This is a genomic window from Serratia sp. PL17 (genome assembly GCF_017832355.1).
Classification (GTDB): domain Bacteria; phylum Pseudomonadota; class Gammaproteobacteria; order Enterobacterales; family Enterobacteriaceae; genus Serratia.
The window spans coordinates 1,577,005-1,591,350 of record NZ_JAFIBY010000001.1; the positions used below are offsets into that span (position 1 = coordinate 1,577,005).

At 52.7% G+C, this 14,346-nt stretch carries 15 protein-coding genes; 8 read left to right on the forward strand and 7 right to left on the reverse strand.

Annotated elements, in window-relative coordinates; genetic code table 11:
* Positions 1-148 precede the first annotated feature (148 nt).
* Positions 149-2,206, forward strand: a complete 2,058-nt coding sequence (locus JOE25_RS07555) for a carbon starvation CstA family protein (protein WP_209633787.1) — start codon at positions 149-151, stop codon at positions 2,204-2,206.
* 59 nt (positions 2,207-2,265) lie between these two features.
* Here the strand turns inward: JOE25_RS07555 and fsa are convergent, their stop codons facing one another.
* Entirely contained in the window at positions 2,266-2,931 is a 666-nt protein-coding gene (fsa, locus tag JOE25_RS07560; protein ID WP_209633789.1) for a fructose-6-phosphate aldolase, read from the reverse strand.
* A gap of 146 nt (positions 2,932-3,077) precedes the next feature.
* Between fsa and JOE25_RS07565 the strand changes: the two genes are divergently transcribed.
* From JOE25_RS07565 to JOE25_RS07575, 3 genes are read left to right on the forward strand one after another with little or no spacing between them, the layout of a single operon-like run.
* Complete coding sequence (locus JOE25_RS07565) at positions 3,078-3,977, forward strand: glycyl-radical enzyme activating protein (RefSeq protein ID WP_209633792.1); 900 nt, start codon at positions 3,078-3,080, stop codon at positions 3,975-3,977.
* Between the two features lie 4 nt (positions 3,978-3,981).
* Positions 3,982-6,414, forward strand: coding sequence for a formate C-acetyltransferase/glycerol dehydratase family glycyl radical enzyme (locus JOE25_RS07570; RefSeq protein ID WP_209633793.1), 2,433 nt, complete (start codon positions 3,982-3,984; stop codon positions 6,412-6,414).
* 48 nt (positions 6,415-6,462) lie between these two features.
* Complete coding sequence (locus tag JOE25_RS07575) at positions 6,463-7,209, forward strand: DNA-binding transcriptional regulator YciT (RefSeq protein ID WP_209633795.1); 747 nt, start codon at positions 6,463-6,465, stop codon at positions 7,207-7,209.
* Between the two features lie 48 nt (positions 7,210-7,257).
* Here the strand turns inward: JOE25_RS07575 and araD are convergent, their stop codons facing one another.
* On the reverse strand, positions 7,258-7,953 hold the full coding sequence (araD, locus tag JOE25_RS07580) for an L-ribulose-5-phosphate 4-epimerase (RefSeq protein WP_209633797.1): 696 nt from the start codon (positions 7,951-7,953) through the stop codon (positions 7,258-7,260).
* Positions 7,954-8,317: 364 nt separating this feature from the next.
* On the opposite strand from araD, the gene osmB reads away from it, so the two are divergent.
* On the forward strand, positions 8,318-8,536 hold the full coding sequence (gene osmB / locus JOE25_RS07585) for an osmotically-inducible lipoprotein OsmB (RefSeq protein WP_004945176.1): 219 nt from the start codon (positions 8,318-8,320) through the stop codon (positions 8,534-8,536).
* Between the two features lie 205 nt (positions 8,537-8,741).
* Here the strand turns inward: osmB and yciH are convergent, their stop codons facing one another.
* The gene (yciH, locus tag JOE25_RS07590) at positions 8,742-9,068 is read right to left on the reverse strand and encodes a stress response translation initiation inhibitor YciH (protein ID WP_209633799.1); all 327 of its coding nucleotides are present in this window, start codon (positions 9,066-9,068) and stop codon (positions 8,742-8,744) included.
* 10 nt (positions 9,069-9,078) lie between these two features.
* A complete protein-coding gene (gene pyrF / locus JOE25_RS07595; RefSeq protein ID WP_209633801.1) occupies positions 9,079-9,807 on the reverse strand; it encodes an orotidine-5'-phosphate decarboxylase in 729 nt (242 codons plus the stop codon).
* Between the two features lie 327 nt (positions 9,808-10,134).
* Between pyrF and JOE25_RS07600 the strand changes: the two genes are divergently transcribed.
* Both JOE25_RS07600 and JOE25_RS07605 read left to right on the forward strand, forming a co-directional pair.
* A complete protein-coding gene (locus JOE25_RS07600) occupies positions 10,135-10,395 on the forward strand; it encodes a YdgH/BhsA/McbA-like domain containing protein (protein ID WP_209633803.1) in 261 nt (86 codons plus the stop codon).
* A gap of 170 nt (positions 10,396-10,565) precedes the next feature.
* Complete coding sequence (locus JOE25_RS07605; RefSeq protein ID WP_209634223.1) at positions 10,566-10,862, forward strand: Arc family DNA-binding protein; 297 nt, start codon at positions 10,566-10,568, stop codon at positions 10,860-10,862.
* A 55-nt stretch (positions 10,863-10,917) separates the two neighbouring features.
* Here JOE25_RS07605 and lapB read toward each other — a convergent pair whose 3' ends face one another.
* The 3 genes from lapB to pgpB form a co-directional block, all read right to left on the reverse strand.
* Positions 10,918-12,087, reverse strand: a complete 1,170-nt coding sequence (gene lapB / locus JOE25_RS07610) for a lipopolysaccharide assembly protein LapB (RefSeq protein WP_209633805.1) — start codon at positions 12,085-12,087, stop codon at positions 10,918-10,920.
* Positions 12,088-12,093: 6 nt separating this feature from the next.
* On the reverse strand, positions 12,094-12,396 hold the full coding sequence (locus JOE25_RS07615) for a LapA family protein (RefSeq protein WP_209633807.1): 303 nt from the start codon (positions 12,394-12,396) through the stop codon (positions 12,094-12,096).
* Positions 12,397-12,690: 294 nt separating this feature from the next.
* Entirely contained in the window at positions 12,691-13,455 is a 765-nt protein-coding gene (gene pgpB / locus JOE25_RS07620; RefSeq protein ID WP_209633809.1) for a phosphatidylglycerophosphatase B, read from the reverse strand.
* Between the two features lie 278 nt (positions 13,456-13,733).
* On the opposite strand from pgpB, the gene ribA reads away from it, so the two are divergent.
* Positions 13,734-14,327: a GTP cyclohydrolase II gene (ribA, locus tag JOE25_RS07625; RefSeq protein ID WP_209633811.1), complete on the forward strand. Its 594-nt coding sequence runs from the start codon at positions 13,734-13,736 to the stop codon at positions 14,325-14,327.
* Positions 14,328-14,346: the final 19 nt, after the last annotated feature.

The following is a 14,346-nucleotide window of genomic DNA, read 5'->3' on the forward strand; positions in this document are numbered from 1 at the left end:
ATCACATTGTTTTTACGCCATTACTCAATCTGCTTCACATTTCTCATCCGACCTGCTGTTCTTCACGCGCAAAACTCCTACTTTTAATCTGTACCTAGTCTCCATAAGAACACGCCTTTTATTTCTGCACACCAAGGAGTTGTTGAACATGAAAAACGTCAAGTCCGGGATCATCTGGCTGGTGGTGGCGTTGGTCGGTGCATTTGCCTTCGCCATGCTGGCACTCAGCCGCGGGGAACATGTCAATGCGGTTTGGTTGGTGGTAGCGGCGATCGCCTGTTACAGCATCGCTTATCGCTTCTATAGCCTGTTTATTGCCAAGAAAGTATTTGAGCTCGACGATCGCCGCATGACACCGGCTGAACGTCATAACGACGGACTCGATTACGTCCCCACCAACAAATGGGTGCTATTTGGTCACCACTTTGCTGCTATCGCCGGGGCTGGGCCATTGGTGGGTCCGATTTTGGCGGCGCAAATGGGCTTTTTGCCCGGAACCATCTGGATCTTGGTCGGGGTGATGTTGGCCGGTGCCGTGCAGGACTTCCTGATTCTGTTTATATCTACCCGCCGCGACGGTCGTTCGCTCGGGGAAATGGCCAAGCAAGAACTTGGGGCCTTCGCGGGAGTGATCACCATGCTCGGTGCACTGGGCGTGATGATTATCATCCTGTCTGCATTGGCATTGGTGGTGGTAAAAGCCCTGGCAGACAGCCCATGGGGCTTGTTCACCATCGCCGCGACGATTCCCATCGCGCTATTTATGGGCGTGTATATGCGTTTCATCCGGCCAGGTAAAATCGCCGAAATATCGGTGATCGGCTTTGCACTGATGCTGCTGGCGATTATTTACGGCGGCAATGTGGCACAAGATCCCTACTGGGGCCCATTCTTTACGCTGCACGGCACCACGCTAACCTGGGTGCTGGTGATTTATGGCTTCGTTGCCTCGGTACTGCCGGTATGGTTGTTGCTGGCGCCGCGTGATTACCTGTCCACCTTTATGAAGATTGGCGTCATCATTGGGCTGGCAGTTGGCATCGTCTTTGCCATGCCGGAAATGAAAATGCCCGCAGTATCACGCTTTATCGACGGTAGCGGCCCTGTGTTCGCGGGTTCACTGTTCCCATTCCTGTTTATCACCATCGCCTGTGGTTCAATCTCTGGCTTCCATGCGTTGGTGTCCAGCGGCACGACACCAAAACTGGTAGAGCGCGAAAGTCACATTCGCTTTATCGGCTACGGCGCAATGCTGATGGAGTCTTTCGTGGCCATCATGGCGCTGATCTGCGCCTCGGTCATCGATCCCGGTGTTTACTTCGCTATGAACTCCCCGGCAGCGCTGATCGGCACCACGGTGGAGAATGCCTCGCAGGTGATTAATAGCTGGGGCTTTATGATTACCCCGGAAACGCTGACGCTGATTGCCAAAGACGTCGGGGAGCATTCAATCTTGTCTCGTGCCGGTGGCGCACCGACCTTTGCCGTGGGGATGGCACACATCATTACTGAGGTGTTTAACAGCCGCGCAATGATGGCGTTCTGGTACCACTTCGCCATTCTGTTCGAAGCGCTGTTTATTCTGACCGCCGTCGATGCCGGTACCCGTGCCTGTCGTTTCATGGTGCAAGATTTGGTGGGTGTTGCGATCCCAAGGCTGGCCAACAACCGTTCGTGGTTCGGCAACCTGGCCGGTACCACCGTTGCCGTCGCGGGTTGGGGGTTCTTTGTCTATCAGGGGGTGGTCGACCCACTCGGTGGTATCAACACGCTGTGGCCTTTATTCGGCATCGGCAACCAAATGCTGGCATCAATGGCCTTGATCCTGGGTACCGTCGTGCTGTTCAAAATGAAAAAGCAGCGCTATGCCTGGGTAACAATCCTGCCGACAGTCTGGCTGTTTATCACCTCGATGACCGCCGGCTGGCAAAAAATCTTCCACGAGAAGCCAAGCATCGGCTTCCTGGCACAGGCGAAGAAATTCTCTAACGGCATTGAACAAGGCACGCTGATTGCGCCCGCGAAAACGCTGAAGGATATGGAAACTATCGTTTTCAGCAACCAGATTAACGCCGCACTGTGCGCTTTCTTTATGCTGGTGGCAGTCACCATGCTGGTCTCCGCCTTCTTTGTGATACGCCGTGCACTGAACGCCAACCAGCCTACCGCGCACGAATCGCCGATCGTTCTGCGTGAGAACGGCTGAATGTATGTTTTGTTAATCAGGGCGCTGCGGCGCCCTTTTCTTTGCTTATTTCACACGGCTCAGTTCAACAAGTTTGTTCCAAACGCACCCTGCCAGTCCTGCTCGAATTTCTCTACCGCCGCCTGCACCGCTGGGGCCGCAAGAAATTGCTCTGCCACGTCAACCGGTAACGTGATGGCCTGACAGCCCGCCAGCAAGCATTCCAGCGCCTGACGCGGCGTTTTAAAACTGGCTGCCAGCACCCGTGCATTCGGTGCATGCAGCGTTAACAGCTGTTGCAGCTCATGAACCATCTCGATGCCGTCACTGCCCTGGGCATCCAGACGGTTAACATAAGGGGCAACATACTCGGCGCCAGCCAGTGCCGCTAACAACCCCTGACCTGCACCATACACTGCCGTCCCTAGCGTGGGGATCGACATGGACGTCAGTTTTTTAATCGCTGCCAGCCCCTCTGCGGTCGCGGGTATTTTCACCACCAGCCCTGGGACTCGCTGATGCAGCAATGCCGCTTCTGCCACCATACGCTCGGCATCGTTGGCCATCACTTGCGCAAACAACTTGCCGGTGCCGCCCAGGGCATCACGCAGCGCGGGCAACACTTCCCAAATGGGTTTGCCTTCTTTGGCAACAATGCTCGGATTGGTGGTGACACCATGCAATGGCAAGATGCGCGCCAGGCGTTTGACTGCATTTACATCAGCGGTATCGAGATAAAGCTCCATTACGGACTCCTGAATCTTCTGTGGGCGAATTCAAACTCTCATCATAGTAGGACATACAATGCGTTCATGTTTGATCGAAATCAAATCAACCTTCATTCGAAACAACTTTAATGAAATAAGAAAAGCAACCGAATGACAGGTGACTCGTGATATTCAATCTGCAACGCTATTCCACCCACGATGGCCCAGGTATTCGCAGCGTAGTCTTTCTCAAGGGCTGCTCGCTGAGTTGCCGCTGGTGCCAAAACCCGGAAAGCCGTGCACGACAGGCCGATCTGTTGTTCGACCCACGCCTGTGCCTGAGCGGATGCATGTTGTGCCGTGACGCGAACCCGCAGGCAATCCAGCGAGTAAACGACGATCTGGTAATCCAACGCGAACGACTCAATCACGAAGATTATGCCGCATTGGCCGCCCATTGCCCAACCGGCGCGCTCAGCCTGTGCGGAAGCGCGATAAATATCGACGAGATCATGGCCGACGTGTTGCGCGACAGCCCCTTTTATCTGCGGACAGGTGGCGGCCTGACGCTGTCCGGTGGGGAACCCTTTATGCAACCGACAGTCGCGGCCGAACTGCTGCGCCGTGGACGCGAAGCCGGTATTCATACCGCCGTGGAGTCCTGCTTGCACACCCCTTGGTCGTACATCGCCCCCTCGCTCCCCTGGCTTGACCTGATGCTGGCGGATTTGAAACACGTCGATGAACGGCGCTTTAAACAATGGACTGGCGGATCCGCCAAACGGGTGATGGACAATTTTTGTCGACTGGCTGAGCACGGCACCCAAACTGTCGTGCGCGTACCGCTGATCCCGGCGTTTAACGCCGATCGCCACTCTGTCCGTGCAATTGTCGATTTCGCCGCCGATGAAGCCGGCGTCAAAGAGATTCATTTTTTGCCGTACCACACACTGGGCATCAACAAATATCACCTGCTCGGCGAACCCTATCATGCCGCCCGAACCCCACTGGATGACCCCGAACTGCTGGCCTATGCCGAGCAGTACGCCGAAACCAAAGGGCTGACTGCTATTTTGCGAGGATAACATCATGACCACTCTGGACTTGACCACCCTGACCGAACGCACCCTGGCCCACAAGAACGCGCTGATACATATCGTTAAACCGCCTGTTTGCACCGAACGCGCACAGCACTACACCGAAGCCTATCAACAACACCTGGATAAACCCTTGCCGGTGCGTCGGGCGCTGGCACTCGCTAACCACCTGGCCAAACGTACCCTGCGCATTGACAATGATGAGCTGATTATCGGCAACCAGGCCAGCAAATTGCGCGCCGCGCCGATCTTCCCGGAATATACCGTCAGTTGGATCGAAGACGAGATTGACCAGTTAGCCGATCGCCCCGGCGCCGGTTTTTCCGTTAGTGAGGAGGACAAGGCTGTACTGCACCAAATTTGCCCATGGTGGCGGAGCCAGACGGTACAGGACCGCTGCTATGGCATGTTTACCGATGAGCAAAAAGCCTTGTTGGCCACAGGCATCATCAAAGCCGAAGGCAATATGACCTCGGGAGATGCCCACCTGGCGGTGAATTTCCCATTGCTGTTAGAGAAAGGCCTCGACGGGTTGCGTGACAAGGTAGACGAGCGCCGCAGCCGAATTGACCTCACCGACTGGCATGAGTTACAGCAGGAACAATTCCTGAAGGCTATCGACCTGACCCTGACGGCACTGAGCGCCCACATCCTGCGCTTTGCCGAACTGGCCCGCAGTATGGCACAGGCAGAAAGCCGTCACTGGCGGCAGGAAGAGCTACTGACCATCGCAGAAAACTGCGAGCTGATCGCCCACCGACCACCGCAGACTTTCTGGCAGGCCCTGCAGTTGTGCTACTTCATTCAGTTAACGCTACAAATTGAATCCAACGGCCATTCGGTGTCCTTTGGCCGTCTCGACCAATATCTGTACCCTTGGTATCGCCGCGATGTCGAGTTGGAGCAGACTCTGCCGCGTGAGCGTGCCATTGAAATGCTGCACAGCTGCTGGCTGAAACTGCTGGAGATCAACAAGATCCGTTCTGGCACCCACTCCAAAGCCTCGGCAGGCAGCCCGCTGTATCAAAACGTCACCATCGGAGGGCAACAACTTATCGACGGTAAACCCTGTGATGCCGTCAATCCTTTGTCTTACACCATCCTGGAATCCTGCGGTCGCCTGCGCTCGACCCAGCCGAACCTCAGTGTGCGTTACCACGCGGGAATGAGCAGTGATTTTCTCGATGCTTGCGTGCAGGTGATTCGTTGTGGTTTTGGCATGCCGGCGTTCAACAACGATGAAATTGTTATTCCCGAATTTATCAAGTTGGGTGTAGAACCGCAGGATGCCTATGACTATGCGGCGATAGGCTGTATCGAAACTGCCGTTGGCGGCAAATGGGGTTACCGCTGTACCGGCATGAGTTTTATTAACTTCGCACGCGTGTTACTGGCAGCGTTGGAACAGGGGCGCGACGCCACCTCTGGCAAGGTTTTCCTGCCGCAGACGCTTGCGCTGTCGCAGGGTAACTTCACCCATTTCGATCAGGTGTTGGGGGCCTGGGACGAGCAAATTCGTTACTACACCCGTAAATCGATTGAAATTGAGTGCGTGGTCGATAGCGTATTGGAAGAGAACGCACACGATATTCTCTGTTCGGCACTGGTGGATGACTGCATCGAACGGGGCAAAAGCATCAAGCAAGGCGGTGCAAAATACGATTGGGTTTCAGGTTTGCAAGTCGGCATCGCTAACCTGGGCAATAGCCTGGCGGCGGTTCGCAAGCTGGTGTTCGAACAGGGCGTGATCGGCCAACAGCAGTTAGCGACGGCGCTAGAGAATGATTTCGACGGATTGAGTGGCGAACAGCTACGCCAGCGGCTGCTCAACGCCGCGCCAAAATATGGTAATGACGTGGATGAGGTTGACCAACTGTTGGTGCGCGCCTATCAGACTTACATTGATGAATTGAAGCAATACCACAACACCCGTTTTGGTCGTGGCCCGATTGGCGGCACCTACTACGCCGGAACGTCATCCATTTCGGCCAATGTGCCGTTTGGCGCAGCGACGCTGGCAACACCGGACGGACGCAAGGCACATACGCCGCTGGCGGAAGGTGCCAGCCCTGCCTCCGGCACCGATTATCTTGGCCCAACCGCCGTGTTCAATTCACTGTCCAAATTACCCACCGCGTCGATCCTTGGTGGCGTACTGCTGAACCAGAAACTCAACCCCGCGACATTGGAAAATCCACGCGATCGCGAAAAGTTGATGTTGATGCTGCGCACCTTCTTTGAGACATACCGAGGTTGGCACGTTCAGTACAACATCGTGTCGCGGGAAACTTTGCTTGAAGCGAAGCAACATCCTGACCAGTATCGTGATTTAGTGGTCCGCGTTGCTGGATATTCCGCTTTCTTTACCGCATTATCCCCTGACGCGCAGGATGATATTATTGCGCGAACAGAACATACTATTTAAACAATAAATATTAGCGGCTGCACATTGGTGGCCGCACATCAGGTTGATATGAATTCAAGACAACAGACAATATTGCAATTGGTTAACGATCGCCGGCGCATCAGCGTCAGCGATTTGGCCGCTGCCACCCAGGTTTCAGAAGTGACGATACGTCAGGATCTGAATTTGCTGGAAAAACGCAGCTATTTGAAGCGGGTACATGGTTCCGCATTGGCATTGGAAAGCGACGACGTCGACGCGCGGATGATGTCCAACTTTACGCTCAAACAGAAGTTGGCGCAGTATGCTGCTTCGCTGGTGAATGACGATGAAACCATCTTTATCGAAAGCGGCAGTACCAACGCATTGTTGGCTCGCTATATCGCCGAGCGTAAACGCATCACGCTGATCACCGTCAGTCATTATATCGCCAATCTGCTGAAAGAAACCGACTGCGAAGTGATCGTGCTGGGTGGTTTATATCAGAAAAAAAGCGAAACCGTCGTCGGTCCGTTGACCCGTCAGTGCATTCAACAAGTTCATTTCAGTAAAGCGTTTATTGGCATAGACGGTTACCACGCAGAGACCGGGTTTACTGGGCGCGATATGATGCGTGCCGATGTGGTCAACGCGGTGTTGGCTAAAGGTGTCGAGAATATTGTTCTGACGGACTCCTCCAAGTTTGGTCAAATCCAGCCCAACCCATTAGCACAACAGGGTGAGGTTCATCGGGTGATCACCGACTCACGGTTGGCGTTGGAGTATCAGCATCAGTTGAAACGTCAGGGAATACGCTTGGATATGGTGAACGATTAGCCGTTCAAACAGACAGTGAGGGCCGCCCGTTCGCTGCCCTCCTCAATGTTACTGACCGTAGTAGGCATTTTTGCCGTGCTTGCGCAGGTAATGCTTGTCCAGCAGAGTTTGCTGCATGTTCCCCAGCCCCGGCATCAGCTGGCGTGAGAAAATCCCCATATAGGCAATCTCTTCAAGCACCACCGCGTTATGCACCGCATTCTCCGCATCTCTTCCCCAGGTAAAGGGGCCATGCGAATGAACCAGCACCGCCGGGACCTTAGCCGGATCCAACTGACGGTCGCCAAAGGTTTCGACAATCACCCTGCCAGTCTCCCACTCATACCGACCGTTAATCTCTGCATCCCGCATCTGTCGGGTACAGGGAATGTCACCGTAAAAATAATCCGCATGTGTGGTGCCCCAGGCGGGAATATCCAGGCCTGCCTGCGCCCAAATGGTCGCATGACGCGAATGGGTGTGGACAATCCCACCCGCTGACCCAAACTCAAGATAAAGCACGCGGTGTGTATCGCTATCTGAGGACGGTTTTTTTCCTCCCTCAACTACTTTCCCCGTTTCCAACTCTACCACCACCATGTCGTCACGGGTCATCGCCGCATATTCCACTCCCGAGGGTTTGATCACCATCAGACCCTCCCGGCGATCGACAGCGCTGACATTACCCCAGGTGAACGTCACCAGGTGATGGCGCGGCAGTGCCAGGTTGGCTTCGAATACGTGCTGTTTGAGCTCGTTAAGCATTTATCTTTCTCAATTAGGCGTGTTGAGCCTATTGTCAGCAGCCCGGCCCCAGGGAGGTATGGTGCAAATCGCTAAAGACCACGCAGGCTTCTGCTGGAAACGAATATTTGCGAGAGAAAGGGTGAATCGCCTGTACATAACAGGAGAACGGACTTTAAGACTATTTACCTGTTTATTGCTTACCAGATGCTTATAGTGAATATGGGCAGAGGTTGTACACTTGGCCTTTTAATTATTCTGCCTTTAACAAAAAATGCCATTTTTTATATCGATACTCTATGGGAGCCAATAGCAGGCCGAATTCGGGGTTCATGCCTATACTTAAGAGGCACTCCCATATAGCCAATGCTAAGGAGAAGTCATTATGATGATTATCAATAAACGTTTCGCCACCGCCGCTTTGGCGCTTACGCTAGCGTTTTCACTCAGCGCTTGTTCCAACATGTCCAAACGTGACCGCAACACCGCTATTGGTGCTGGCGCGGGGGCAGTAGGCGGTGCAGTGTTGACCGATGGTAGCGCACTGGGTACGCTCGGCGGGGCCGCCGTTGGGGGGATCATTGGTCATCAGGTGGGCAAATAATCTGACTGACCGTTCTACAGATACCTCTGCCGACAGGCTGGCAAAAGCATTTTTGCTTTGACGTATTAGCCATAATAAAGATTATTTCAGGTCTGTTTTACCTTCATTCGATGGCATATTACCATCAGCGGGCTCAGGCCCGGCAGCAGTACCCTTAAGCCATGCCGCAGTATGGTATCGCGGCATGGCCGTTCGCCAGATGCAGTTAACCGCCTGCCAGCTTGACCTTCATTCCTTTCCCTTCCAGCAGCTGTTTAAGCAAATCGCGCTTATCGCCTTGGATTTCAATGACGCCATCCTTAACTGACCCGCCGCAACCGCACTTCTTCTTCAACTCGGCGGCTAATTTATCCAAGGCTACATCGTCCAAATCCACACCCGAGATAAGACACACACCCTTACCTTTTCGCCCGCTGGTCTGGCGTTGAATACGCACAATACCGTCGCCCTTTTCGCGCTGCGGTTTACTCTCTTCCTGCTTGATGCGCCCAGTATCGGTGGAATAGACCAGCCGGCTGTTATCATCACTCATGGTCTTTTCCTCAAACCAGTGAGGCGCGAATGGCGCTCAATGTGGCGGCAGGATCGGCTGATTGGGTGATCGGACGCCCAATAACCATATAATCGACACCAGCCGCCAGCGCCTGTACAGGGGTCATGATACGACGTTGATCGCCCGCGGCACTGCCCTCCGGGCGAATGCCTGGCGTTACCAATTGGAACTGTTGACCACACGCCGCTTTCAGGCGCTCAGCCTCATGTGCCGAACACACTACGCCGTCCAATCCACAATCACGGGTCAGACGTGCAAGCCGTTCCGCGTGCTCAGCGGGTGAAAGATCGATACCGATAGCCTGCAGATCTTCTGCTTCCATGCTGGTAAGTACAGTAACCGCAATCAACAACGGTGCCTGGGCACCGTAAGGCAGCAACGCTTCTTTCGCGGCTGTCATCATACGTGCACCGCCGCTGGCGTGGACATTCACCATCCAGACACCCAGCTCGGCAGCTGCGGCTACGGCATGGGCTGTGGTATTCGGAATATCGTGGAATTTCAAATCCAGGAATACCTCGAATCCGCGGTAGTGCAACTCGCGTACGACTTGTGGCCCAAACAGGGTGAACATTTCCTTGCCCACTTTTAACCGGCAGTCTCGTGGATCGATGCGATCAGCAAATGCCAGCGCAGCACCAATATCTGCGTAGTCCAGCGCCACGATAATCGGAGATGATTTTAAGTCATTGTTATTAATGTTATTTTCAGACTTCATTTCTTCTACCTTCTGTAAAATGGACGTAAATAGGCAACAACCTACCAAACTGACGCCGCATTCTACATGTCAGTCGACAGAAATCCCAGCCACAGCGCGCCCTGCCGTTAAGTAATGTTAGTCGTTGATACGTCATCAAGCGTCAATATCACCCCGACGTCCTTAACCCAGCTGATGTAAACCGCCGTAAAGATGCGTAAATTGTCATTCATATAATTTGAACAAGATGCTCAGCATTATCAGATTTTAAATCCAATCAGATGCTTTATTATTCAACACATCGGAAGCGAACGCCTTCCAACCTAATTAAACAGACTGGAGTCTCTTATGAAAAGCATCAAATATTTTGCAGCAGCCGCAGTTGTCGCTATGACCTCTTTTGCCACTCTGGCCGCTGAGCCGGTGGATATGCAACAGGCAACCAGCCTGACCGCTTCCGGTGTTGTCTCTGCCGGTCATGCTACGACGCTGAGCAGCCTGGAAGCCAAGTTGGCCGCTAAAGCCGATGCGCAAGGTGCAAGCAGCTATCGCATCATTTCTGCCGGCGGTAATAACATGCTGAGTGGCACTGCGGTTATCTATAAATAAGCACTTCAGTATAGGGCCCGGTCTACCGGGCTCTACCGCTTTATCCCTTCAATATCGCGCGTTATTTCCCCTCCTCCGTGTTACAGAAATATTAAATTTTTATTACACACTAGACACTCACTCATGACTGGCTTAGCTTGAAGGCAATCTTCCCGCATAAAGGCTTCAAAATGAGCGAGATATCTACACTAACGATTAAAATCCCTCTGGAACTCAAAGAAAAAATTCGTGCCATTGCCGCCGATAACCAACTTTCTTTGAGCGCTGAGGTTTGTCAACGCCTTGAACACAGCTTCGACTTACCGGCTAAAGCAGAAAAAGCCGCTAAGAAATCGCCGGAGTTACACCATGGCGAAATCGATAATCAGGGGATTGAAGAGGAAATCGAACAACCTTTGAACCAGAAAGAATTGAAAAAACTGCGTCAGTTACTGAAAGGTGGCGTGAAAGCCAGCAAGAAAAAATAAAGCTGCACCAGCACAATAAAAAACGGGGCTAAATAGCCCCGTTTTTTATTGTGCATTATTGCCCATCCAACCCACGGATAGGCTTAACCGATGACCAGGCTCGGCATGACGGGCAATGCCAATACAGGGAATGTGCAGTAAAACCACATTTATGGCAGCGGTAACGCGGCTTGGTCCGTATTTGTTCCCCAACCATATCCCGCAGCAGCAACAGGCTCTCTTTTGCACGCCCGTCTTCCGCATCCGCCAGGTGATAATCCATCAAGCGGTAAAATACTCTCATTGTCGGATGGCGCTGTAACTGGCGGTTGATATACACCTGCACCACGTCACGCCCTTCATGCTGTTCAATAATCTCTGCCAGCATTAATTCGGCGGTGGCGCCGGTGTTTTCTTCCACGCAACGCTTGAGGAAGTCCGCCCAATCCTGCTTTTGTTCCAAATGTTGGTAACACTCATGCAGCATCGGCAGGGTTTCGCTAACCAGTTCTTTATCCTGGCTCAACACCCGCTGTAACGACTCTACCGCTTTGGCATATTCACCCTGCGCCATATAAATGCGGCCAACCATAATCGATACGCGAGCACACTGTTTGTCAGCCGAGGCCGCCCGCTTCAGCAAGCCCATCGCTTTATCGAGATCGTCGCTGCCCATGGCCTGCAGCGCCAGCTCGCAATAGAAATGTGCGATCTCGGTACGTTGCTTGTCTTTGCCCAACTTGACCAGTTTTTCCGCCACGTCAATGGCGCTCAGCCAGTCGCTGGTCGCCTGATGGATCGCCAACAACTGCTGCAACGCAGAGAGGCGAAAATCCTCTTCACCGACCAGTTGGCCGAACATGTCTTCGGCGCGATCGTACATACCGGCCGCCATGTAGTCGCGGCCCAACTGTTGAATAGCCAGCAGGCGTTGTTCGAAGGTGAGAGAGGCGCTTTCCATCAGCGCTTGGTGGATACGGATGGCACGGTCTACTTCACCGCGCGAACGGAACAGGTTACCCAGTGTCAGGTGTGCTTCAACGGTGTTACTGTCCTCTTTCAACATATCAAGGAACAGATCAACCGCTTTATCTTGCTGATTGGAGAGCAGGAAGTTAACCCCAGCCACGTACTCGCGCGACAGACGGTTGGCTTCCTGTTGTTTATCCTGTTGAGCACTTCTGCGCCCCATGTACCAACCGTACGCGGCAGCCACGGGCAGCAACAGAAACAGCAGCTCTAACATAGAAGATTATTCCTTGCTGACAACGGGCTGAGCTACCGGCTCAGCAGGTTGTTCAAGCTGCAGTTCCAGCCTTTTGATTTTGCGTTCGGCCCGCCCCAATGCAATACGGGTGCGCAAATAAAACAGGCCACAAATGACCCAACCGAGAACAAAACCAGCACCAAACAACGCCGCCAACAGGGTCGATACGCGATAGTCGCCCTGCGCAACCAGGTAGTTAAAACTCACAACCTGATCGTTATGCGCGCCCAACGTGACAGAAATCACGAAAATCACCAGAACCAACAAAAAAATCAGCAAATATTTCACATTCTTTCCCGCGATGCCGAGTTAATCGGATGAATTATGCCAATGCGTGGCGTCCCTAACCATTAAGTTAGCATTTCCCATCGTGGCAGGGAAACCCTGCGGCACGATAAAACCACATATCTGCTGGCATATTCGACAGTAAACGACGCTCCCGAACAAATTAATGAGAAAGCTTCTCAAAATAATGGATTAATAAGGATATGGGGACATTGATGCGAATTGCAATGAAGGTATATGTAAGCGGTTAATGCGGCGTCAGCGCGACACCGCATTATGTGACATGGTCACTTATAATTATTTTGTCGCCGTTCTTTCCGCGATTTCATGCTGCTCTTGCGGTGGCGGAGTCAAAGGCCCAAACCAGCGCTGTGCCAGCCAGCAGGCAATCGTCACCAACAGCCAACTGATCAGCGTCGCCATCACCAAATCACGCGGCCAGTGCATACCCAACAATAAACGACTGCCCATAACCCCCGTTGCCCACAGTATCAATACCGCGACAGTCTTATAATGCCGACGTGGCCATAACAACCCTACGCCCAGCAGCGCCCAACTGGCAGCAAACATTGTATGACCCGAAGGGAACGCAAAGCCGGTCTCAAATTGCCAATGCTCACGTAACCATGCAGGCACAAGTGTTTGATCTTGTAACTGCTCTTTCACTAACGCGCTCCGCTCTTTGCGGTTGAGCGAGTAAAAGTATTTCTCGTCAATCTGATGGGCTGACTCCAGCCATAACACAAAGGGACGTGGCTCCTGCACCCGATCTTTAATAATTGACTTAACACCCTGCCCGATCAAAATCGACGCACTCAGCAAAACCAGCAGGCCGATGGCTGGCTTGATGCGAAAACGCAGACACCACAAGAACCAGGCTGCGAGGATAATACTGGTCAGAATGCCCCACGGTGACGTGACCGTTTCAGTTATCCAATACAGGCCTTTCAATAGCCGCCCGTCACCGCCCGGCAACCATTGCCACCCGGAAATCCATGCCGCTAACGGCATCAACAACAATATTATCGCCCCTGCTGCCGTACGCTTTGCTATCTCAAACATTCCAATCGCCCTTTGTCTAAGCCAATTGGCAGTGTAACAATCTTGCAATATTGATAACACTCGAAAAATTAAACAGATAGAAAACCTATTGCAATAATAGTTGGCTGAAAACATCGGATGCTGATTTGCTGAGCACCTCAGGGCAAGAAGTTATGGCAAAATAGCCGATAATTAACGAAATGCCGATCGTCGTTGCGCATTTTAATCCTGGTCAGTTCACTGTGCCGGACGTAGGATGCCCAACCATGATTGAATCGGAAGTATTTGTGGAGAGTAACATGCAGCTTAAACGGGTGGCAGAGGCCAAATTGCCAACACCTTGGGGCGATTTCCTGATGGTAGGATTCGAAGAACTGGCTACCGGGCACGATCACCTGGCTCTGGTCTTCGGTGATATTTCTGGTACGAAGCCGGTACTCTCACGCGTGCATTCTGAGTGCCTGACCGGTGATGCATTGTTCAGCTTACGCTGTGACTGTGGTTTTCAATTGGAAGCTGCGCTGGAGCATATTGCAGAAGAAGGCCGCGGTATTTTGCTCTACCACCGCCAGGAAGGTCGCAATATCGGTTTGCTGAATAAAATTCGGGCTTACGCCTTGCAGGATAAGGGCGCGGATACCGTCGAAGCCAACCACCAGCTGGGTTTTGCCGCAGATGAGCGCGACTTCACCCTGTGTGCAGACATGTTCAAACTGCTGGGTGTGGATGAGGTCCGTTTACTGACCAATAATCCTAAAAAGGTTGAGATCCTGACTGAAGCCGGTATCAATATCACCGAACGTGTTCCGTTGATCGTGGGTCGTAACCCGAAAAACGAGCGTTACCTGGCCACCAAGGCTGAGAAGATGGGCCATTTACTGGACCAAAAGTGATTTCTTCTCTGGAAAAATA